Raw genomic sequence first — 19600 nt, 5'->3', positions numbered from 1 at the left:
TCCTTTGCCGGTTTTGCGTTAGTCACGCCTGTCATGCTGTTGCGACTCGCCCTCGTCTTAAGTCTGCTTCTGGTTGGCCCGGCCCCGGCTGGCCGAATGTCTGAAGCTCGGGCCGCCGAGGCCGCGACCCTGACAGCGCCCAATCCCGTGCCCGACAAGGGCCTCGATTCCGGCCTGCCGATCCCCCGCTTCGTCAGCCTGTCATCCGACAAGGTGAATGCCCGCACCGGCCCCGGTTCACGCTATCCCATCGCCTGGCAGTACCAGCGCCGCGGCCTGCCGGTCGAGGTGGTGGCCGAATATGAATACTGGCGCCGCATCCGCGACCACGACGGCACCGAGACCTGGGTGCATAAGAACCTGACCTCGGGCAAGCGCTTCGCCGTCGTCGATGGCACCGTGCGCTCGCTCTACAAGAAAGCCGACATCGCTACCGACGTGCTGCTGACCGCCGAACCCGGCGTGCAGGCGCGCGTGCGCAAATGCCCTGACCTGAACTGGTGCCAGGTGGAAATCGCCGGCACGCGCGGCTGGATTCCGCGCCAGCATCTCTGGGGCCTGTATCCCAACGAGACCTTTGATTGATTTTCGGGTGACCGATCTGCGACACCGCGTCGCGGCAGGCGAGCAGCCGGCTGCCCTATCTTACCCCGCATGACCGACGAACCCGACAGCACCCTTGAACAACGACAGGCGCGCCGCGCGGCGATCTCGCCCGGTGGCCAGGCCGGCGTGGACGAGGCGATGGTGCATGCCGTGGTGCATGGTTTTTACGACCGCATCCGCAAGGACGAGCTGCTCGGCCCGATCTTCAACGGCGCCATTCAGGATCGCTGGGATCACCACTTGGGCAAGATGGTCGACTTCTGGTCATCGGTGCTGCTGATGACCGGCCGCTATGAAGGCCGGCCGATGGCGGCGCATCTCAACCTGGACTACAAGCGCGGCGAAGCCGGCATGCCGCGGCTGGATGAGCCGCATTTCCAGCATTGGCTGTCGCTGTTCCGCGAAACCGTCACCGCACTCTGCCCGCCCGAGGCCGCCGCGCTGTTCGTGGCGCGCGCCGAAAAGATCGCGCAGTCCTTCGTGATGGGCATCCGCTTCCATCGCGGCCAGGAGCCCGACTGGCTCGGGCCGGCGCGCAGCGAACCGGTGAAAAGCTAGGCCTGCATTTCAGGCATGCGGCGGTGCGCCGTCTTTTGCGTAATGCGTCAGCCGCTGTCCCGGCAGCAGATCATAGGCGGGCCTCCAGCCCGGTAGCGCGGCGATGCGATCCAGCCAGGCCCGGATTCCCGGATGGCTGACGGCAAAGTCATAGCCGGTCTCATCGGCCGGAAAATGCAGATAAGCCATGATCGAGATGTCGGCGATGGTGAAGGAACCACCGGCGACAAAGACCGATGACGTCACCTGCTGCTCCAGAATGCCGAGGAAGTCATCCAGGCGGCGACGCATATAGGTCAGCACCTGTGGATTCGGCTTCGGCGTGAAGCTGCGGCTGAAACGATAGCTGGCCATGAAGCTGCTGAGTTTGTGATTGTCCCAGAACAGCCAGCGCAGGATTTCGTATTTCTCGACCGCCGTCTCGCCACCGAAGCGACCGAACTGCTCGGCCAGCGTCAGCAGGATCGGTGCAGTCTGGGTGAGTTTGACGCCGTCTTCCTCCAACACCGGAATCTCACCCATCGCATTGATGGTCGCACGCCATTCCGGCGTGCGCGTCACGCCGCCGCCAAAATCGGTCCAGACCGGCTCGAAGCTCTGGCCGCAGAGCGTGAGCATCAGCGCCAGTTTGTAGCTGTTTCCCGATTCCGGGAAGTAATGCAGGCGATAGTGAGGCATCAGTACAACCGGCTCTTGTAGCTCTCTTCGATATTCGCCTCGGCCGTCGCCACATCGACGCCGGCGATCTGGTCGGCGATCATGCGCCCCAGCGAGGGGAAACTGCTGCGCGGCACATGCTTGTCGGCATTCCACAGGTCCGACCGCATCATCGCCTTGCCGCAATGGAAAAACACCTCGCGCACCGTGATTTCCAGTGCCGAACCCGGTGTCTTGCCTTGCGCTGCCATCGGCTCCAGCCGTGCCGCATCGGTGATCACCTTCGCCGTGCCATTGACGCGCAGGGTCTCGTTGATGCCCGGCACCAGGAACAGCAGGCCGACCTGCGGGTGCTGCACGATGTTGCGCAAGGAGTCGATCAGGTTGTTGCCGCGCCGGTCGGGCAGCAGCAGCGTGGTGTCATTTTCCACATGCACGAATCCCGGCGCATCGCCGCGCGGCGAGCAGTCGGCGCCATCCGGTCCGCTGGTCGACAGCGCCAGAAAAGGCGAGAGCGCGATGAAGGCTTTGGCGTGCTGGTCCAGACGCGACAGGATTTTCTTCTGCACCATCTCGTTGGGTGCGGCATAGCTATCGCGCAGATCGGCTTCAGTCGACAGGGTGGTCATGGCAGGCTCCGATGCAGGGCCCAACCATGACTGCTCGCGGCCCGCAGGCCAACCCCCATATTCCTCCGCCCCCTATTTACCCGACGGGCGACTGCTTCGCCGTGATCACCACGCTGTCCGCCGACCGGGTCGCCGGGCCATGGAACACCGCCTCGATATTGTTGTCGTCGGGATCGAGCGCGAAGGCGGCGTAATAACCCGGATGGTATTTCTCGCGCGGGCCCGGCGCGCCGTTGTCGCGACCGCCGGCCGCCAGCACCGCCGTGTGAAAGCGCCGCACCATCGCTTCATCGGCGGCCTGGAAAGCGATATGCGCGCGCCCGGTGAGATGGAAGTCCTTATGGGCCTCCATCGTGCTGACGAACAGCTCATCGATAAAAAAGAAGCCCGGCCCCTCGCCCTCGACCTTCAGGCCGAGCGCGCCGAAAGCGGCTTCATAAAAGCGCCGCGAGGCCGCGAGGTCCTTCACCACGAGCTGGACATGGTCGATCAGCCGGCCGCGATGGAATTTCATTTGTCTCTCCTTCCGGAATGCACCTTGCGCCGTTAACTCGCGGCGCGAGGATTTGATCCGGAGAGAGTGGGGTTTTCAGGCGAAATCCCCGTTAAGCGAAGTCCCTGGCGAGGGATTCGCGCACTGGCTCCGGGATCACGGCGATATGGCCGTAATTGGCATGCTCGACGGCCAGCAGCACGCGGGCGCCGGGCGCCCTGAAGGCCGCAACCTGCTCGGCCGTGAAGGGAAAGCGCAGGAAATGCACCGACGAGGTCTTGCCGTCCTCGCGATTGCGTTCGGCATCGTCTTCGGGCACGCCGCGCACCTTGTGCGGGCCGAATTCCAGCAGCACCTGCTGGTCGACATTGGTGAGCTGGTTCAGCACCACCGGGCGGCGCACCGGATCGTCCACCTCGATCATGAAGGTGCAGACCAGTTCGCTGCCCTTGGGGATCAGCGGCTCATAGGCCGAGAGCTCATCCTTCAACTGCTCGTCGCCGCCCTTTTCGATGAACAGCATTTCCTGAATCTGCCACCACATGGTGGCGTAATTCTCGAAATAGAAGGTGGCGAACGGGCCCACGCTGACGCGGCGCTGCTTCTTGATGGCGACGATCTCGGCACGCTTGTCCTTGCGGACCTTTTCGAAGTCCGGCATGGAAAGAATGTCGGCGGGCGTGATCGTGGTTTTCAGACTCATCACATCAACCTATCACATCAATCCGTAGGCTTTGGCGAACAGCTCCACCGGATGCTCAGCCTTGGGCGGCAGGGTGAGTGCCTGCTCGCTGTCGCCCTTCTGGTTCAGTTCGCGCTCCATGCCCTGACGGATATGGATGCCGGCCAGCGGGCATTCGGACGCGATATGCGCCTTGTTCTCCTTGACGGCCGTGCGCATGACCGGTTTCCCGACTTTCATGCCGACCTCGAAGAATTCCTTGCGCACGCCCCATGATCCGCCATGGCCGGCGCAACGCTCGATGACGGCCAGATCGCGGCCCGGCTTCATCTCGGGGATCAGCTTCAACATCTCGGTCGCCTTGTTGCCCATGTTCTGGGCGCGGGCATGGCAGGCCAGATGCAATGTGATGCCGCCCTCGATGGGCTTCAGGCCCGGCGCGAGGCCGTCCTTCTTGGCGATGTCGACGATGTATTCCGAAATATCGAACGTCGCCTGGGCCAGCTTCTTCACCAGCGGATCGTCGGGCAGGATCAACGGCCATTCGAATTTCAGCATCAGCGCGCAGGATGGAACCAGCGCCACGATGTCATAGCCCTGGTCGATCAGCGGCGAAAAGGCTTCCGCCACCACGCGCGCTTTCTTCGCCACATCGGCGATATCGCCCTGCTCCAGGCGCGGCATGCCGCAGCAGCCGGGATATTCCACCCGCAACTCGACGCCGTTATGCGCCAGAATCTTCTGCGCGGCGACGCCGATATCGGGATTGTTGTAGTTGCCGAAGCAGGTAGCGTAGATCGCTGCCTTGCGTTTGCCGAACGCGGGCGCGGCCTGATTGATCGCGGCCGGTTCGTCCTTCGCGCGCGCCACCAGCGTCTTGGCGTGGAATTTCGGCAGCTCGGCGTCCTTGTGGATATCGGCGACGGCTTCCATCACGCCGCGCGTGAGGCCGTTGCCGCGCGCCGACGCCCAGTTGGCGATCGGCGCGGCGAGCCCGGCGAGCTTGCCGTTGCGATCGGTCTGCGACAGCTGGTCGCCGATGGCATCCTTGTGGCCCTTCGCGCGTTCGGCGGCGCGGTAACGCAGCATCAGATGCGGGAAATCGAGATTGAACTCGTGCGGCGGCACATAGGGGCACTTGGTCATGTAGCACAGGTCGCAGAGCGTGCAGGCATCCACGACCGGCTTGAAATCTTTAGACTCAACCTCGTCCAGCTCGCCGGTCGGCGAGGCATCGACCAGATCGAAGAGACGCGGGAAACTGTCGCAGAGATTGAAGCAGCGGCGACAGCCGTGACAGATGTCGAAGACCCGCCGCAGTTCGGCGTCGAGCTTCTCCATGTCGTAGAAGTCGGGATTGTTCCAGTCGATCGAGTGCCGGGTCGGCGCCTCGAGGCTGCCTTCACGCATGATCATGCTCCCAGGGCAAACAGGTGCGTCTGACGTGCTGATCATCCGCAGGACGCATGTCGCGTCCTGCGGATCGTCACGTCACCAGTGCGGTGGGAATCAGCCCAGCGTGTCGAGCGCCTTCTGGAAACGACCGGCATGGCTCTTTTCAGCCTTCGCCAGCGTCTCGAACCATTCGGCGATCTCGTCGAAGCCTTCCTCGCGGGCGGTCTTCGCCATGCCGGGATACATGTCGGTGTATTCGTGGGTCTCGCCGGCGACGGCGGCCTTCAGGTTGTTCGAGGTCTCGCCGATCGGCAGATCGGTGGCCGGGTCGCCGACTTCGGCCATGAATTCCAGATGGCCGTGGGCATGGCCGGTCTCGCCTTCCGCGGTCGAGCGGAACACGGCGGCGACGTCGTTGTAGCCTTCAACGTCAGCTTTCTGGGCGAAATAGAGATAGCGGCGGTTGGCCTGGCTTTCGCCGGCGAACGCATCCTTCAGATTGCCGTGGGTCTTGCTGCCTTTGAGTGCGGGCATGGCTGGCTCCTTATTATCCTTCCCTGCGCTGCCGGTCTCGGAACATGAGGTTCCGCCGGCAGGCGTCCCGCCTGCACATCGCGGCTGTCATGGGGGACAGCGGACGGATTCGGGACGTCGCGATTATGAACTGCAACCGGAAGCCGTCAAGCTACTTTGGAATAGTTCTAAAAGTTGAGAATCGCTCGCAGTGCGAAGCGCTTAGCCCGGCGAATCAGCCGAGGCGGACGATGACGTCGACGCGGGCGATCGTGGCGCCTTCGGGCGCATCGGGCAGACGGGCAACGGCGATTTCCGCTTCCGGGATATCGCGCAGCTCACCGGTGCGCTCGTAATAGAAGTGATGATGCGGCGCCAGGTTGGTGTCGAAATAGGCCCGGCCGCTATCGACCGTCACCATGCGCAGCAGGCCCGCGGCGGTGAACTGGTGCAGGCAGTTGTAGACCGTGGCCAGCGACAGGCGCGCGCCGCGGCCGGCCGCTTCGGTGAACAGGCTTTCCGCCGTCACGTGGCAATGGCCGCGCTCGAACAGGATTTCGGCCAGCACCAGCCGCTGCCGCGTGGTGCGCAGGCCGGCGGCCTGCAGCCGCGCGGCGGCCGGCTTGAAGCGGGGATCGATCACCTTGTTCATATGCCTGCATATATAACAGGAGTTGGTCACTGGCCATCGATTTGTCGGTATTGGTGCATTTTCTCTCAAACAATTGATTTCAATACATAAATGATCCGCCCTCGAACTTTTCCGGTTCCCCGGGCCGGGGTCCTCGCGTCATTGTAACAAGATGCAACGAAACTGTTGCGGCTGGCCGGGGGATCACTACATTGTGCCCGGAAGGCGATGGCGGGCCCGCGACTTAAGCGGAATCCGCCCCATAGAATGCGCCAGGGAGCGGGTCCGGTCGCGGACCTTCGGAACGGCGCCAGACGGGTTGAGGACTGCACGATCGTGGAACAGAAGAACAGTTACAGCTACGAGGATCTGCTGGCTTGCGCACATGGCAAGCTGTTTGGCGAGGGCAATGCCCGCCTGCCGCTGCCTCCCATGCTGATGATCGACCGCATCGTGAAAATCGTCAGCGACGGCGGCAAGTACGGCAAGGGCGAGATCGAAGCCGAACTCGACATCAAGCCCGAGCTCTGGTTCTTCCCCTGCCATTTCGAAAACGACCCGATCATGCCGGGCTGCCTCGGTCTCGACGGCATGTGGCAGCTCATCGGTTTCTTCCTCGGCTGGACCAAGGCGCCGGGCCGCGGCCGCGCGATCAGCGTCGGTGAAGTGAAGTTCTCCGACATGGTGACGCCGACGGCCAAGAAGATCACCTACAAGATCGACATCAAGAAGCTGCTGCTGCGCAAGTTCGGCATCGCGATCGCCGATGGCACGATGTTCATCGACGGCAAGGCAGCCTATGAATGCAAGGACATGCGCGTCGGCGTGTTCCCCGACGGCCTGGCCCCTGCCGCTGCCTGATCCGGCCGCCCATAACCGCTTGCCCTGCCCTGATGCTGACTCGGGCGGCCAGACTTATATAAAAGCATTGTCCTTGCGGTCCGCCCTGCGCGGAACGGCCGCATAACAGGAGCCTTACGCCATGCGTCGCGTCGTCGTTACCGGTCTCGGCATCACTTCCTCCATCGGCAACAATGCTGATGAGGTGGCCGACAGCCTGAAGGCCGGCCGTTCCGGCATCGTGTTTGCCGAGGAATACGCCAAGCTGAATTTCCGCAGCCAGGTCCATGGCACCGTGAAGATCGATCTGGAAGCGGCCATCGACCGCCGCCAGAAGCGCTTCATGGGCGATGGCGCGGCCTATGCCTATCTCGCCATGGAACAGGCGATTGCCGACAGCGGGCTGGAAGCCGGCCAGATCATCAACGAGCGCACCGGCCTGATCGTCGGTTCGGGAGGCGCGTCCACGCGCAACCTGGTGGCCTCGGCCGACATCACCCGTGAAAAGGGCGGCCCGAAGAAGATCGGTCCCTTCATGGTGCCCCGCACGATGTCGAGCACCTGCTCGGCCGTGCTGTCCACCGCCTTCAAGATCAAGGGCGTGAACTATTCGATCAGCTCCGCCTGCTCGACCTCGGCGCATTGCATCGGCAACGCCGCCGAACTGATCCAGCTGGGCAAGCAGGACATCATCTTCGCCGGCGGCGGCGAGGAACTGGACTGGACGCTCAGCTGCCTGTTCGACGCCATGCCGGCGATGAGCAGCTCGTTCAACGCCACGCCGGGCAAGGCTTCGCGCGCCTATGACAAGGATCGCGACGGCTTCGTGATCGCCGGCGGCGGCGGCATCCTGGTGATGGAAGAGCTGGAGCATGCCAAGGCACGCGGCGCCAAGATCTATGCCGAACTGGTCGGCTATGGCGCGACCTCGGATGGCGCCGACATGGTGGCGCCGTCGGGCGAAGGCGCCATGCGCTGCATGAAGCTGGCGCTGAACGACGCCGTCCGCGGCACCGGTCACAACGCGCCGATCGATTACATCAACACCCACGGCACATCCACGCCGGCCGGCGACATCACCGAACTGAAGGCCATCAAGGAAGTGTTCGGCGATGCCGTGCCGCCGATCAGCTCGACCAAGTCGCTGACCGGTCATTCGCTGGGCGCCGCCGGCGTGCAGGAGTCGATCTACTCGATCCTGATGATGCGCGACAACTTCATCGCGGCCTCGGCCAATATCGAAAACCTCGACCCCGGTGCGGAAGGCTTCCCCATCGTACGCGAGCGCAAGGACAACGTGACGCTGAACCGTGTGATGTCGAATTCCTTCGGCTTCGGCGGCACCAATGCCTCGCTGATCTTCCAGCGCTACGACGCCTGACCCCACCCGCCCCGTTTAATCCAATATAAAAAAGACTCGGACCAGACATGACTGACATGCGTGCACTGATGAGCGGCAAGCGCGGCCTCATCATGGGGGTAGCTAACGACCATTCCATCGCCTGGGGCATCGCCGACATGCTGCACAAGCATGGCGCGGAACTGGCCTTCACCTACCAGGGCGATGCCTTCGAGCGCCGCGTGCGCCCGCTGGCCGAAAGCATCGGCGCGAAAACCGTTGTGCCCTGCGACGTGGAAGACGAAGCCTCGATGCGCGCCACCTTTGAAACGGTGGGCAAGGCCTTTGGCGGCCAAATTGATTTCGTGGTGCATGCCATCGCCTATTCCGACAAGGAAGAGCTGAAGGGCCGCTACTTCAACACCACGCGCGGCAACTTCAGCCGCTCGATGCTGATCTCCTGCTATTCCTTCACCGAGGTGGCGCGTCTGGCCCAGCCCTACATGGCCAAGGGCGGCGCGCTGATCACGCTGACCTATGAAGGCAGCACGCGGGTGATGCCGAACTACAACGTGATGGGTGTGGCCAAGGCGGCGCTGGAAGCCAGCGTGCGGTATCTCGCGGTCGATCTCGGCCCGCAGAATATCCGCGTCAACGCCGTGTCGCCCGGCCCGATGCGCACGCTGGCAGGCTCGGCCATCGGATCGGCCCGCGCCACCTTCAAGTTCACCGCCCAGCATAGCCCGCTGCGCCGCAACGCCTCGCTGGAGGAAGTGGGCGGCACCGCGCTGTTCCTGCTCAGCGATCTCGGCACCGGCGTCACCGGCGAGATCATCCATGTCGACAGCGGCTTCCATGCGCTCGGCATGCCGAACCCCGCCGATCTCAACGGGAATAATGAAGGCTGATCCTCAGCCCGCTGACGACTTTGAACGGCCCGGTCATCCCGGGCCGTTTGCTTTTCCGGTGATGCCGCAGAGCAATGTGGAAGAATGCACGCCGATCACCGAAAGTTGGTCGGTCTGACCGGTCCGTTTGCAGTAGCGTAAGCAGGCCTACGGGCATGCGACGCAAAAAAGAAATGGAACAGCCATGAAACGGATTCTGACCATCGCCGCCGGCCTGGTGCTCGCGGCAACGGCAACCATGCCCGCCGGCGCGCAGCAGGCCGCGCGTCCGCCGATCGCCACCACCAAGGTGGAAGGCACCGACAACGTCTACATCTTCCGCAATGGCAACCATCAGGCCATGTTCGTGGTGACGTCCGCAGGCGTCATCGCCACCGATCCGGTTGCCTATGGCAAGCCGACCGGCGGACAGGACTATCTGAACGAGATCCGCAAGGTGACCGACAAGCCGGTCAAATACGTGATCTACAGCCATCATCATTTCGACCACATCGCCGGCGGCAAGGCCTTCAAGGATGCCGGCGCGGTCTTCATCGCCCATCGCCGCGCCAAGCAGCGCCTGGTGCCGCTGAAAGACCCGCATACCGTGATCCCGGATGAAGTGGTGGACGACAAGGGCCGCACCATCACGCTGGGCGGCACCAAGATCGAGCTCAGCTATCACGGCCTCAATCATTCCGACTCCACGCTGGTGATGCGCCTGCCCAAGGAGAAGATCATCTTCGTGGTCGACACCATTCCAGTCGGCGCGGTGCCCGGTCGCGGCATGATCGATTTCCATCCGGTGGAAACCGAAGCCTTCATGAAGAAGATGCTGACCATGGACTGGACCCGTATGATCCCCGGTCATCCCGGCCCGAACGATCGTCTGGGCACCAAGGACGATGTGCGCGCCCAGCTGGAATTCCTGCAGGATGCCTCGGCCGAGATGAAGAAGCTGGCCCAGGACGGCAAATGCTGGGACACCGCCGAGAAGGAATTCAAGTTGCCGAAATATGAAAGCTGGCCGGGCTATGCCAACAACCTGCAGTTCGTGGCGCGTCGCTATTGCGGCTACTGGGGCCGCGGGACGTAACAAGATCGTCCGGCCTGCGCTGATTTGCGCAGGGGGAAATGATTGAACCAAGGACCCGGGCGGCTATGCTGCCCGGGCTTTTTTATCTATATCGCCAGCATGGACCGCCTGCTCGATACCCTTCTCGACGATCTCGACCTGCCTGGACATCGCGCCGTGGCGGAACACTGGATGACGCTGTACCAGCGCAACGGCACGATCCCCACGCTGGCCGAGATCGATCCGCTGAACTTTCCCCGCGCGCTGTCCGATGCCTGGATCGTCGATGCCACCGATGACGGCCGCTTCTGCTTCCGCCTGATGGGCGAAACGCTGGTGGCCTGGTATGGCCGCAGCACCAAGGGCCTCTATTACGAAGACCTGTTCCCGCCTTCTGCCGTGCCGCTGCTGGTCACGCAGTCGAAGCGGATACTGGAACGGCCCTGCGTCGGTTTCCAGCGCGTCCACACCAATGTACCAGACCGGCATATGCCGCGCTCCTTCGAGCGCCTGACCTTCCCGCTACGCGACAAGAGCGGCGGGCGCGTCCGCCATATTCTGGGCAATTCGATCTTCAATCGCGATCCCGACAGCCATCTGGCGCCGGAGATCAACCACTGGTATCCGATCGCCTGAACGGTCGCCGCAACCGCATGCGCGCTTGCAGCAGAAGCGGCCCTAGAGTGCGGCTTTCAGCACGCGGAACAGCCGGTCGATATCGGCTTCGGTGTTGTACAGATGCGGCGTCACCCGCATCGACTTGCCGCGCACGCTGACGAACACATTCTCGGCCGCCAGCTTCGCCGGCAGATCGGCCGGCACGCCCTTGGGGAAGCGCAGGCCCAGATAATGCCCGGCGCGGCGGTTGGCCGCCACGCTGTCCAGACCCAGTTCGGCGCGGGCACGCTCGGCCGTGCGGTCGTTGCGGCTTTTCAGTGTCGCGTAGATGCGCGCCGTGCCCCAGTCGAGCAGCTGTTCCAGCGAGGCTTTCGCTGCCGGTGTCAGCGCGAAGTTGCTGCGTTCGCCCACATCGAAGCGGCGCGCGCCCGGCTGGAAGTCCGACTTGTAATCGACCAGGCGGCTGAAATCCTCGGAATCCTTGCGTGCGATCCAGTTATGCTCGACCGGCGCACCTGATTGCCAGCGCGGTGCCACATACATGTAGCCGAAGGAATACGGCCCCAGCATCCACTTGTAGCCGCCCGCCACCAGGAAATCGGGCTGGATCGCCTTCACGTCGAAGGGCATCACGCCCATCGACTGCGTCGCATCGATGCACAGCGCCGCGCCGACCTTGCGGCAGGCCGCGCCGATCGCCACGAGATCGAGCAGGCCGCCATCGGTCCAGTGGCAATGCGGCAGGGCGACGATCCCGGTGCGGCTGTCGATCTGCGCCAGCACCAGCGACGTCCAGTCATCATCGGCGGGGCGCGGGATGTTGATGAACTCGGCCGCCGCCTGCTTGGCCAGCTCGATCCAGGGATAGATGTTGGACGGGAACTGCTCGGCCAGGGTGACGATGGTCTGGCCTTTTTTCAGCGGCAGGATATTGGCCGCCACCGCCATGCCATAGGACACGGACGGCACAATGGCGATGTCGTCGGCCGTGGCATTCACCAATTTCGCAAACAGCCCGCGCACGGCTTCGGACTCGGTGAAGAAATCCACCGGACGGATGGTCCAGGGCTGGCGCTTGGCGCGCATGCCCTCTTCCCCGGCCGCGACGGTCAGCTTCGACATCGGGCCCATATAGGCGCTGTTCAGATAGGCGATATCCTCGGGGATATCGAACAGGTGGCGCTGGCTGGGCAGAAGCTGGTCGGTCATGGATCATCGTCCCGTTGTGAAATCGCGCATTGCCTAGCGGCGCCTGCGCCCCGCTGTCGAGGCCAGAATTGCAACCCGACAATATCCGCTCACACTAAGGTGTTGGTAATCCTATCCGCAGGGAAATGCATCCCGACAATTTTCTGCTAGCCTGCACACCGGCGCGGCGGCACTCTGCGCCCGACAATAAAGGCCCTGCCCCCAAAGAGAATGCGATGTCTGTCCCGCATGTTGCGCTTGCCGTCCTGATCGCCGCGATCTGGGGTTTCAACTTCGTCGTCATCCGGCTCGGCCTCGACGCCTTTCCGCCGCTGCTGTTCAACGGCCTGCGCTTTGCCGTGGCCAGCCTGCCCTTCCTGCTGTTCTTCCGCAGCCCGGGCGTGTCCTGGCGCTGGGTGCTGGGCACCGGCCTGGTGCTGGGCGTGATGAAATTCAGCCTGCTGTTCGTCGCCATGGCCCATGGTATGCCGGCCGGCATGGCTTCCGTCGTGATGCAGGCGCAAGCGCTGTTCAGCGTGGTCTTCGCTGCCCTGCTGCTGGGCGAACGGCCCGGCGGGATGCAATGGAGCGGCATGGGTATCGCCGCCGGCGGCCTGGCCGTGATCGGCCTCGACATGGGTGTGGGCGCATCGCTGATCGCCTTCGGCCTGGTGATCCTGGCCGCGGCCTGCTGGGGCTTTGCCAATATCCTCACGCGCAAGACGGCCGCGCCGCATCCGCTGGCCTTCATGGTCTGGGTCAGCGCGGTGCCGCCACTGCCGATGTTCGGCCTGTCCTGGATCTTTGAGGGTGAGGCCGCCATCGCGACAGCGCTGCAGTCGCTCGATATGCGCGGCATCATGGCCGTGCTTTACATCGGGCTGCTATCCACCACGGCCTGCTTCGCCGCCTGGAGCTTCCTGCTGCGGCAGTACAAGGCCAGCATCGTCGCGCCGTTCACCTTGCTGGTGCCGGTCTTCGGCCTGCTCAGTGCCGGACTCGTGCTGGACGAGACGCCGTCCGCCGTGAAGCTCGGCGGCGCGGCGTTGATCCTGCTCGGTCTGATGGTGAATGCCGGCCTGCTGAAGAAGCTGCTGCCGGCAGCGAAAGCGGCGGCCTAGAGTTTTATAGCGAGATCGCGGATCGCCGTGCGGCAGGCATCGGCGGTACGTTCGAGATAAGCACGGGCGTCGGGACGAAGATCATCCTGCTGCAGCTGCTCGTTGATGGACGCAAGTATGGTGCGCAGGTGCCGAATGCGGGCCGGCATGTCTTTATCCCCCTCAGGATCATGTATCGAATCACGTGTCACGCGAGGGAGAGTGGATGGGTTAGGTTAACAAAAACTGACGCCCATCAGGGCGATGTCGCGCCCATGATCAGACCGGGCGCGCTGCGGGGCGTCGACGCACGGTGCGACGCAGGCCCGGCGTGAAGGCGGGCAGCCCCGGCGCGAATCCCACGGCCGGTACGCCAGACGACGCGCGCCGATCCAGCGACACAACATCGGGTATGACGACTTCTTCCGCCGTAACGGTCGTAATGGCGTCTTCGTCATGGCGCGGCGCCTCTGGCACCGGCACCGACATGATGGTGACGCTCGGTGTTCCTGATGGCGCCGCCGACGGCGCCGACACCGATTCGATCCCCGGTTCCATAATCGAATCGGCCGGGCGAATCGCTTCCGATTCGGTCGCCGGCTCTTCGCTCATCGCCTCCATCTGCATCTGCGCTGCCTGCACGACCATGCGGTCGAGCATGCTTTTCAGATTCGGCGGCACCGGATCGTAGCCTTTCAGAATCAGCACCAGCGACGGCCGCATCAGCCCGAGTTTTTCCGTCAGCAGGTCGAAGCTGATGCCGAAGCGGCGACAGGCATCCAGCACCGTGGGCTGCACGTCGCGCAGGTAATAGAGGCGACCATCCCGCCGCAGGCAGGGCAGGCCGCCTTCGACCAGAAGGTCATCATCGGGCTGGACGTCATAGAGCATGGTCATCGGGCGTCTCCGGTCGCAAAAGCGAGGTTGGGCGCGGGCTGGCCGTATCCCGAAGACAACAGCAAAACGGCCGGGGAAGTTTCCCCCGGCCGCGGACGGTTCGGTGATCAGCGCGGGACAAATGCGTGACGCAGGCCCCGAATGGCGAAAAACCCGGTTTACAGGCGATCTCCGGCCGTGGCGGAGACGGATTGCCAGGCCGTCAGCCCGGTGCTGAGGCTGAGGCCCTTGAGCACGAAATCCTCGATCACGCGCTTGGTCTGGCGCGGCACGGCGTCATGCCCCTTCAGCATCAGCACGAGCTGGCCGCGCGGCATGGAGAAGCGCGTGGCGAAGAGATCAAAGCTGATGCCATGGGCGCGGCAGGCCTGCAGCACCAGCGGCTGCACATCCTCGGCGAAGTAGAGCCTGGCGCCGCGTTCGATGGTGCTGAGGCCGCTCGTGGTGAAGGCGGGCCGCGCGAAACGCGGATACTGCATCGGATTCACGGCGGCGCTCCTCTGTCTGACGGGCGTGGATGTCAGGCAAACGCCGCAACCGTCGCAGGGTTTCCTGCGCGCGTTACGAATCTTCAGATGACACAGGAAGAGGTGAAGCGGTCAGACGCTGAGATCGGCCCGGCGACCCATGCCGCGCGGACGCGGGCTGTTGGTCTTGGCTTCGGTGGCGGCAGCGTTGTTGTCGGATTTCGAGCCTTTTTCCCGCTTCCCGTTGGCCGTGTTGCCGGTGTTGCCCGACGCCACCGCCGCCTGGCGGGTCTGGTTGCTCACCGGCAGGCCGGACACGGCCGCAGCCTGCTGGGTCGCCGTCGCGACCTGCTGGGAAGTCGCCGGAGCCTGGGCCGTCTGGGCTTGCGGCATGGGCGCGCCAGGTGGGATGATCATGCTCATAAGACAGATGTATGATGGACTCGTAGCCTTTACAAGAACTTAAAGTTTCACGGCCGGCTGCCGGTACAATCATTAATAACCACAACGGGAAGAGGTTACCCCTGTCCAAGCCCAAGGCGAGTAAATCCGCCGCCAAACCCGGCCTGCTGAGCCGGCTGTTCGGCACGGCACCCGCCGCCCCCAAGCCGTCACAGAAATACACCGGCCCGGCCAAGGACGAGGCCGAGGCCGAGAGTACGCGGCTGCGCGCCAAGCTGGCCGAGCAGATCCGCGACCTGCGGGCGAAGCTGAATCCGCAGCTGCTGAAATTGGCCGAGAAGATTGCCAGGAAGGGTCCGCCGGTGACCGACCAGGAACGCGCCACCATGGCGATCGAGCTGTTCCTCGCCCAGAAGAAAGACGGCGGGACATTCGCCGGCCGGCTGCGGGAAAAGATCGAAGAGCGCCGACGCAAGAGCCACTAAGAAAAAGAGCCGCTGATGCGACTCTTTTGATGTCAGTGCAGGATGCTGCGCGGCGGCTCGCCGGGTTTCTCATCAGCAGGCGGCGCGGTCGTCACGGTCTCGGCAACCACCGTGGTCTTCATGCCCGCATCGCCGCGCTTCAGCCGCTCATGGGCTTTGAGCGAAAACGGGATCGAGGCGATATAGGCAAGCTCGATGGCGGCCAGCGTGTACCACGGCTGGTTCAGCAGACCGGCCACGATCAGGCCGACGGCCAGCAGCACCAGTCCGATATATTCACGCGGCACGCGTACGCGCTTGAAGGAATAGGTCGGCACGCGGCTGACCATCATGCCGCCGATCACCAGCATCCAGATCGCGTTCAGGCCGGCCGAGCGGAAGACGTCGCTTTCCAGTTCGAGGCTGATGATCAGGAACAGCAGGCTCAGGCCCGCGCCGGCGGGGGCCGGAATGCCAGTGAAGAAGCTGCCGGTCCAGACCGGCTTCTCGGCATCGTCGAGCGCGGTGTTGAAACGCGCCAGACGCAGGGCTGCGCAGACCGCGAAGGCCAGCACCACGACCCAGCCGGTATTGCCGCCGCCCAGCGTGTTCAGCGTCCAGAAATACAGCACGATCGCCGGGGCGACGCCGAAACTCAGGAAATCCGAGAGTGAATCGAGTTCGGCGCCGAATTTCGATGCGCCCTTCAGCAGGCGCGCCACGCGGCCATCCAGCATGTCGAACAGCGCCGCCGTGGCGATGGCGAAGACCGCGAACTTGAACTGGCCCATGATCGCGAAGCGGATCGCCGTCAGGCCGGAGCACAGCGCGATGATGGTGAGGATATTCGGCGCCAGCGTGTTGAGCGGCAGGTTGCGCAGCTTGATCGGCTTCATCGGCATCGTGGTCTCCTGTGACCGCCAGACTAGTCCGCCAAGACTAGAGAAGCGGTCTTACAGTGATATTAACGTACCGTACCCGTCCGGGGCTGCTCGGTGGCGCCGTCCTCGGCAATCACCGTCTCGCCGGCGATGCAGCGCTGGCCGGTGATGGCCAGCGGCACCATGCCGTCATCGAGATAGACGTCGACGCGGCTGCCGAAGCGGATCAGACCGAAACGCTCGCCGGCCTTGTAGGTTTCACCCTCGCGGGCCTCGCACAGGATGCGGCGGGCAACCAGGCCGGCGATCTGGACAACCGCGATCTCCTTGCCCGAGGTCAGCTTCAGCCGCATCGACTGGCGCTCGTTGTCGATGCTGGCCTTGTCCAGCGCCGCATTGAGGAACTTGCCCGGGCGATAGGCGAGCGCGGTGACGACGCCTTCGGCCGGCGCGCGGTTCACATGCACGTCGAAGACGTTCATGAAGACCGAGATGCGCATGCGGGGATCGGAGCCCATGCCCAGTTCCTCGGGCGGCACGGCGCGCTCGATCATCTGCACCACGCCGTCGGCCGGCGAAATGAGCAGGCCCTCGCGGTTGGGGGTGACGCGGGCCGGGTCGCGGAAGAAATAGGCGCACCAGCAGGTCAGGACGACGCCGATCCAGCCGAGCGGGGTGGCGATCCAGAACAGGATCAGGGTGACGATCGCGAAGATGGCAATGAACTTCCAGCCTTCACGATGGATCGGCACCAGAACGGAACGGATCGTGTCCATGGACGCGGTCATCCTCTACGGAAAAGTGATGTGTACAATATGCGGCCTGCAATGTAGCGATTGCGGCCTTCCGCTTAAAGACCTACCGGGCCAGAGCTTTGCGCAAAAATATGGCAGGCGTCGGACGATTTTCCGGTCCGCGCCGCCATGCTAGGACTCTGCCCACTGACTTTCTGACCTAAGGAGGAAATCACCATGACGCCCATGCAGCGTCTTCGCAGCATCACCCTCACCGCAGCCGCCGCCCTTCTCGTGGCCGGCTCCGCCTTCGCGCAGGCCTATCCGTCCAAGCCCGTCACCATGATCGTGCCCTTCCCGGCCGGCGGCACCACCGACATTGTCGCCCGCCTGACCGCCCAGAAGCTGTCGGAAGCCTGGGGCCAGCCGGTGATCATCGACAACCGCGCCGGCGCCGGCGGCAACATCGGCTCGGCCATGGTCGCCAAGGCCGCCCCGGATGGCTACACCATCCTGATGGGCACGGTCGGCACCCATGCGATCAATGCCAGCCTCTATGAAAAGATGCCCTATGACGTGGTGAAGGACTTCGCGCCGATCACCAATGTCGCCGCCGTGCCGAACATGCTGGTGATCAATCCCGCCCTCCCCGTGAACTCGGTGAAGGAGCTGATCGAATACGGCAAGAAGAATCCCGGCAAGCTGAACATGGCGTCCAGCGGCAACGGCACCTCGATCCATCTCTCGGGCGAGCTGTTCAAAGTGATGACCGGCGTGGCGATGGAACACATCCCCTACAAGGGCTCGGCCCCGGCGCTGACCGACATGATGGGCGGTTCGGTGCAGGTGATGTTCGACAACATGCCGTCCGCCCTGCCGCATGTGAAGGCCGGCAAGCTGAAGGCGCTGGCCGTCACCACGGCGACGCGCTCGCCCGCCATCGACCTGCCGACGATTGCTGAATCGGGTGTGCCCGGCTTCGAGGCGGCCTCGTGGTTCGGCCTGCTGGCGCCTGCCGGCACGCCGAAGGAGATCGTCGCCAAGATTCAGGCCGATGTCGTCAAGGCGATGAAGACCACCGACCTGACCGAGAAGATGGCCCAGCAGGGCGCGGTCGCCGTCGGCAACACGCCCGACGAATTCGCCGCCTATATCAAGGTCGAGCTGGCGAAGTGGGAAAAGGTCGTGAAGGCGAGTGGCGCCAAGGCCGACTGATCTTCTCGCCCTCGCGGGCGATCCACAACATACCATCGAATGCAAAGGCCGGCAGAAATGCCGGCCTTTTTAGTTTTAGCTATATTCAAATCCGAAAGTGCTATTGGGCAGAACCCGATACGTTATACCGAAAACTATAAGATATATTGGAGCGAAGATTTTGAAAGTCCCGGCTGACTACTCAGTTTCCCTAGCGAATAAGAAAATCGAAATCACTACAGAAGAATACCCACTCTTCAAACAAAAGAGTGCAAGACTGACAACTGCCTTGGGTTGGCTGAGTCACTATTCGAAAGCAGTCGAACATATTTTCAAGATCAGCGTTATTCTTGGCCCCATTCTCGGATTCATATCTTTATGCCTCTACCTGAATGCAGAAAATGCATTGGAAGCCTCAATAGAACCGATGTCATCTCCCCAAGTTCTGATTGGCGTCCTTTTAATGTCTTTGTCCTTGGCCATCCTGATCATAGCTGCCATTGGATTGCCCGCATATTCAAAGTTCACGATCAATTCAACGCCATCATACGATCCGCCAGAATCAAAACTTATCTATCTATATGAATTTCTCGCCATGATTTTAGTGGTCGGCCATTACTGTTTAGCAGTGGCATTTGACCTCAAACCGGCCTGGAGTTTTCTGATTATAATTTGGATGCTGGGAGGTGCTTGCCTCTCTGCAATCTTGGCTCGGAAGAAAAATTATATTCCCCCCGGATCAGAGAGATTCTTTCAACTTTCCATTTCTTTCCTTGTCGCCAACACCCTCAGCTTGGCTTGGGTTTTCGTTATTTTTATTCTTGAAATCCCTCTTTTAAAAGAGGTGACACAGTGGATCATTGATCATCAAAAAGAAAATATTACTAGCACCAGCGAGACGACCATCTCCTATCTCGTTTTCGCTAGCGGCTTGCTTACCTTGGTTGTCCTGCATTTCATCATCAACAAGATGGCTGATACAGCGCGCGTCATCGGCGTGCTGTTCACTCTCGGCCTCATGATTCTGCTGATATGGTATCCTGGATTCCCTTCCTTTACTGCATATGGCCTGCAGGTTTTGCGAATGGGTGGAGGCATACCGGTCTCTTTTATACCCATTGAAGGCACGAGTTATCCGCGGCACGGCTGCCTAATTCTTGCGACCACGAGCCGGTATGTTTTTCATGAAACGGGTGTCGATTCTGTATGTCCAACCGACTACCGACACATTATGTTCGAGCGAATTTCCACACAGACCTTGCACGAACTAGTGCGTATTGTGCCTGCAGATAAGTATGAACGCCGGCACAGAGTCGAAATCAAAGATAAATACTATATGGACAGATAGTT

25 protein-coding genes are annotated in these 19600 nt (G+C 62.4%); 11 read left to right on the top strand and 14 right to left on the bottom strand.

Translation table 11 applies throughout. The annotated features are described in order from the left end of the window. Window positions 1–96 precede the first annotated feature (96 nt). Both AC1RRE_RS03110 and AC1RRE_RS03105 read left to right on the top strand, forming a co-directional pair. Window positions 97–585: an SH3 domain-containing protein gene (locus AC1RRE_RS03110; protein WP_492979621.1), complete on the top strand. Its 489-nt coding sequence runs from the start codon at window positions 97–99 to the stop codon at window positions 583–585. Between the two features lie 69 nt (window positions 586–654). Then, on the top strand, window positions 655–1164 hold the full coding sequence (locus tag AC1RRE_RS03105; RefSeq protein WP_492979620.1) for a group III truncated hemoglobin: 510 nt from the start codon (window positions 655–657) through the stop codon (window positions 1162–1164). A 9-nt stretch (window positions 1165–1173) separates the two neighbouring features. Here AC1RRE_RS03105 and AC1RRE_RS03100 read toward each other — a convergent pair whose 3' ends face one another. The 7 genes from AC1RRE_RS03100 to irrA form a co-directional block, all read right to left on the bottom strand. Then, window positions 1174–1842, bottom strand: a complete 669-nt coding sequence (locus AC1RRE_RS03100; protein WP_492979619.1) for a glutathione S-transferase family protein — start codon at window positions 1840–1842, stop codon at window positions 1174–1176. Continuing rightward, entirely contained in the window at window positions 1842–2450 is a 609-nt protein-coding gene (locus AC1RRE_RS03095; RefSeq protein WP_492979618.1) for a pyridoxamine 5'-phosphate oxidase family protein, read from the bottom strand. Before AC1RRE_RS03095 ends, AC1RRE_RS03100 begins: the two co-directional genes overlap by 1 nt. A gap of 76 nt (window positions 2451–2526) precedes the next feature. Beyond that, the gene (locus AC1RRE_RS03090) at window positions 2527–2964 is read right to left on the bottom strand and encodes a VOC family protein (protein WP_492979617.1); all 438 of its coding nucleotides are present in this window, start codon (window positions 2962–2964) and stop codon (window positions 2527–2529) included. Window positions 2965–3055: 91 nt separating this feature from the next. Beyond that, window positions 3056–3646 carry a DUF3501 family protein gene (locus AC1RRE_RS03085; RefSeq protein WP_492979616.1) on the bottom strand — a complete coding sequence of 197 codons (591 nt, stop codon included), beginning with the start codon at window positions 3644–3646 and terminating at the stop codon, window positions 3056–3058. A gap of 12 nt (window positions 3647–3658) precedes the next feature. Then, entirely contained in the window at window positions 3659–5035 is a 1377-nt protein-coding gene (locus AC1RRE_RS03080) for a (Fe-S)-binding protein (protein WP_492979615.1), read from the bottom strand. Window positions 5036–5134: 99 nt separating this feature from the next. Beyond that, the gene (locus tag AC1RRE_RS03075; RefSeq protein ID WP_492973622.1) at window positions 5135–5554 is read right to left on the bottom strand and encodes a rubrerythrin family protein; all 420 of its coding nucleotides are present in this window, start codon (window positions 5552–5554) and stop codon (window positions 5135–5137) included. Between the two features lie 214 nt (window positions 5555–5768). Then, complete coding sequence (gene irrA / locus AC1RRE_RS03070) at window positions 5769–6185, bottom strand: iron response transcriptional regulator IrrA (protein WP_492979614.1); 417 nt, start codon at window positions 6183–6185, stop codon at window positions 5769–5771. A 315-nt stretch (window positions 6186–6500) separates the two neighbouring features. Between irrA and fabA the strand changes: the two genes are divergently transcribed. From fabA to AC1RRE_RS03045, 5 genes are all read left to right on the top strand, one after another. Further along, window positions 6501–7025, top strand: coding sequence for a bifunctional 3-hydroxydecanoyl-ACP dehydratase/trans-2-decenoyl-ACP isomerase (gene fabA, locus AC1RRE_RS03065; RefSeq protein ID WP_492979613.1), 525 nt, complete (start codon window positions 6501–6503; stop codon window positions 7023–7025). 121 nt (window positions 7026–7146) lie between these two features. Next, a complete protein-coding gene (gene fabB / locus AC1RRE_RS03060) occupies window positions 7147–8385 on the top strand; it encodes a beta-ketoacyl-ACP synthase I (RefSeq protein WP_492979612.1) in 1239 nt (412 codons plus the stop codon). A gap of 47 nt (window positions 8386–8432) precedes the next feature. Further along, window positions 8433–9251: an enoyl-ACP reductase FabI gene (locus tag AC1RRE_RS03055; RefSeq protein WP_492979611.1), complete on the top strand. Its 819-nt coding sequence runs from the start codon at window positions 8433–8435 to the stop codon at window positions 9249–9251. A 184-nt stretch (window positions 9252–9435) separates the two neighbouring features. Then, window positions 9436–10326 carry an MBL fold metallo-hydrolase gene (locus tag AC1RRE_RS03050; protein ID WP_492979610.1) on the top strand — a complete coding sequence of 297 codons (891 nt, stop codon included), beginning with the start codon at window positions 9436–9438 and terminating at the stop codon, window positions 10324–10326. A gap of 99 nt (window positions 10327–10425) precedes the next feature. After that, on the top strand, window positions 10426–10941 hold the full coding sequence (locus AC1RRE_RS03045) for a PAS domain-containing protein (RefSeq protein ID WP_492979609.1): 516 nt from the start codon (window positions 10426–10428) through the stop codon (window positions 10939–10941). A 42-nt stretch (window positions 10942–10983) separates the two neighbouring features. Here AC1RRE_RS03045 and AC1RRE_RS03040 read toward each other — a convergent pair whose 3' ends face one another. Next, window positions 10984–12132, bottom strand: a complete 1149-nt coding sequence (locus AC1RRE_RS03040; protein ID WP_492979608.1) for an aminotransferase class V-fold PLP-dependent enzyme — start codon at window positions 12130–12132, stop codon at window positions 10984–10986. 215 nt (window positions 12133–12347) lie between these two features. Here AC1RRE_RS03040 and AC1RRE_RS03035 point away from each other — a divergent pair, with 215 nt between their 5' ends. After that, window positions 12348–13232 carry an EamA family transporter gene (locus tag AC1RRE_RS03035; protein ID WP_492979607.1) on the top strand — a complete coding sequence of 295 codons (885 nt, stop codon included), beginning with the start codon at window positions 12348–12350 and terminating at the stop codon, window positions 13230–13232. Here AC1RRE_RS03035 and AC1RRE_RS03030 read toward each other — a convergent pair. The 4 genes from AC1RRE_RS03030 to AC1RRE_RS03015 form a co-directional block, all read right to left on the bottom strand. Continuing rightward, window positions 13229–13381: a hypothetical protein gene (locus tag AC1RRE_RS03030; protein WP_492979605.1), complete on the bottom strand. Its 153-nt coding sequence runs from the start codon at window positions 13379–13381 to the stop codon at window positions 13229–13231. The two genes, AC1RRE_RS03035 and AC1RRE_RS03030, sit on opposite strands and share 4 nt — an antisense overlap. A gap of 109 nt (window positions 13382–13490) precedes the next feature. Beyond that, window positions 13491–14108, bottom strand: coding sequence for a hypothetical protein (locus tag AC1RRE_RS03025; protein ID WP_492979604.1), 618 nt, complete (start codon window positions 14106–14108; stop codon window positions 13491–13493). 158 nt (window positions 14109–14266) lie between these two features. Beyond that, complete coding sequence (locus tag AC1RRE_RS03020) at window positions 14267–14596, bottom strand: hypothetical protein (protein ID WP_492979603.1); 330 nt, start codon at window positions 14594–14596, stop codon at window positions 14267–14269. A gap of 111 nt (window positions 14597–14707) precedes the next feature. After that, window positions 14708–14998, bottom strand: coding sequence for a hypothetical protein (locus AC1RRE_RS03015; RefSeq protein WP_492979602.1), 291 nt, complete (start codon window positions 14996–14998; stop codon window positions 14708–14710). A gap of 308 nt (window positions 14999–15306) precedes the next feature. Between AC1RRE_RS03015 and AC1RRE_RS03010 the strand changes: the two genes are divergently transcribed. Further along, window positions 15307–15462: a hypothetical protein gene (locus AC1RRE_RS03010; RefSeq protein ID WP_492979601.1), complete on the top strand. Its 156-nt coding sequence runs from the start codon at window positions 15307–15309 to the stop codon at window positions 15460–15462. Between the two features lie 32 nt (window positions 15463–15494). Here AC1RRE_RS03010 and pssA read toward each other — a convergent pair whose 3' ends face one another. Together pssA and AC1RRE_RS03000 are read right to left on the bottom strand one after the other, a co-directional pair. After that, window positions 15495–16343, bottom strand: a complete 849-nt coding sequence (gene pssA / locus AC1RRE_RS03005; RefSeq protein ID WP_492979600.1) for a CDP-diacylglycerol--serine O-phosphatidyltransferase — start codon at window positions 16341–16343, stop codon at window positions 15495–15497. Window positions 16344–16405: 62 nt separating this feature from the next. Continuing rightward, window positions 16406–17098, bottom strand: coding sequence for a phosphatidylserine decarboxylase (locus AC1RRE_RS03000; RefSeq protein ID WP_492979599.1), 693 nt, complete (start codon window positions 17096–17098; stop codon window positions 16406–16408). Between the two features lie 195 nt (window positions 17099–17293). Here AC1RRE_RS03000 and AC1RRE_RS02995 point away from each other — a divergent pair, with 195 nt between their 5' ends. Both AC1RRE_RS02995 and AC1RRE_RS02990 read left to right on the top strand, forming a co-directional pair. Continuing rightward, window positions 17294–18271 carry a Bug family tripartite tricarboxylate transporter substrate binding protein gene (locus AC1RRE_RS02995; RefSeq protein WP_492979598.1) on the top strand — a complete coding sequence of 326 codons (978 nt, stop codon included), beginning with the start codon at window positions 17294–17296 and terminating at the stop codon, window positions 18269–18271. 160 nt (window positions 18272–18431) lie between these two features. Then, window positions 18432–19598 (top strand): hypothetical protein, encoded by a 1167-nt coding sequence (locus AC1RRE_RS02990; RefSeq protein ID WP_492979597.1) that lies wholly within the window; start codon window positions 18432–18434, stop codon window positions 19596–19598. Window positions 19599–19600 lie beyond the last annotated feature (2 nt).

The organism is Ferrovibrio sp. GW821-FHT12D07 (assembly GCF_058807275.1).
Note: the sequence above shows the minus strand (reverse complement) of the source record. Positions and strands in the feature narration are given on the sequence as shown.

Excerpts from the sequence above, each read along its gene's own strand:
- AC1RRE_RS02995 (WP_492979598.1), top strand. The coding sequence starts at position 17,294 with ATGACGCCCATGCAGCGTCTTCGCAGCATCACCCTCACCGCAGCCGCC.
- AC1RRE_RS03075 (WP_492973622.1), bottom strand. The coding sequence starts at position 5,554 with ATGCCCGCACTCAAAGGCAGCAAGACCCACGGCAATCTGAAGGATGCG.
- AC1RRE_RS03105 (WP_492979620.1), top strand. The coding sequence starts at position 655 with ATGACCGACGAACCCGACAGCACCCTTGAACAACGACAGGCGCGCCGC.
- AC1RRE_RS03085 (WP_492979616.1), bottom strand. The coding sequence starts at position 3,646 with ATGAGTCTGAAAACCACGATCACGCCCGCCGACATTCTTTCCATGCCG.
- AC1RRE_RS03015 (WP_492979602.1), bottom strand. The coding sequence starts at position 14,998 with ATGAGCATGATCATCCCACCTGGCGCGCCCATGCCGCAAGCCCAGACG.
- AC1RRE_RS03080 (WP_492979615.1), bottom strand. The coding sequence starts at position 5,035 with ATGCGTGAAGGCAGCCTCGAGGCGCCGACCCGGCACTCGATCGACTGG.
- AC1RRE_RS03050 (WP_492979610.1), top strand. The coding sequence starts at position 9,436 with ATGAAACGGATTCTGACCATCGCCGCCGGCCTGGTGCTCGCGGCAACG.
- AC1RRE_RS03110 (WP_492979621.1), top strand. The coding sequence starts at position 97 with ATGTCTGAAGCTCGGGCCGCCGAGGCCGCGACCCTGACAGCGCCCAAT.
- AC1RRE_RS03090 (WP_492979617.1), bottom strand. The coding sequence starts at position 2,964 with ATGAAATTCCATCGCGGCCGGCTGATCGACCATGTCCAGCTCGTGGTG.
- AC1RRE_RS03045 (WP_492979609.1), top strand. The coding sequence starts at position 10,426 with ATGGACCGCCTGCTCGATACCCTTCTCGACGATCTCGACCTGCCTGGA.
- fabB (WP_492979612.1), top strand. The coding sequence starts at position 7,147 with ATGCGTCGCGTCGTCGTTACCGGTCTCGGCATCACTTCCTCCATCGGC.
- AC1RRE_RS03025 (WP_492979604.1), bottom strand. The coding sequence starts at position 14,108 with ATGACCATGCTCTATGACGTCCAGCCCGATGATGACCTTCTGGTCGAA.
- AC1RRE_RS03000 (WP_492979599.1), bottom strand. The coding sequence starts at position 17,098 with ATGGACACGATCCGTTCCGTTCTGGTGCCGATCCATCGTGAAGGCTGG.
- irrA (WP_492979614.1), bottom strand. The coding sequence starts at position 6,185 with ATGAACAAGGTGATCGATCCCCGCTTCAAGCCGGCCGCCGCGCGGCTG.
- AC1RRE_RS03100 (WP_492979619.1), bottom strand. The coding sequence starts at position 1,842 with ATGCCTCACTATCGCCTGCATTACTTCCCGGAATCGGGAAACAGCTAC.
- AC1RRE_RS03040 (WP_492979608.1), bottom strand. The coding sequence starts at position 12,132 with ATGACCGACCAGCTTCTGCCCAGCCAGCGCCACCTGTTCGATATCCCC.
- pssA (WP_492979600.1), bottom strand. The coding sequence starts at position 16,343 with ATGCCGATGAAGCCGATCAAGCTGCGCAACCTGCCGCTCAACACGCTG.
- AC1RRE_RS03030 (WP_492979605.1), bottom strand. The coding sequence starts at position 13,381 with ATGCCGGCCCGCATTCGGCACCTGCGCACCATACTTGCGTCCATCAAC.
- AC1RRE_RS03035 (WP_492979607.1), top strand. The coding sequence starts at position 12,348 with ATGTCTGTCCCGCATGTTGCGCTTGCCGTCCTGATCGCCGCGATCTGG.
- AC1RRE_RS03095 (WP_492979618.1), bottom strand. The coding sequence starts at position 2,450 with ATGACCACCCTGTCGACTGAAGCCGATCTGCGCGATAGCTATGCCGCA.
- AC1RRE_RS03055 (WP_492979611.1), top strand. The coding sequence starts at position 8,433 with ATGACTGACATGCGTGCACTGATGAGCGGCAAGCGCGGCCTCATCATG.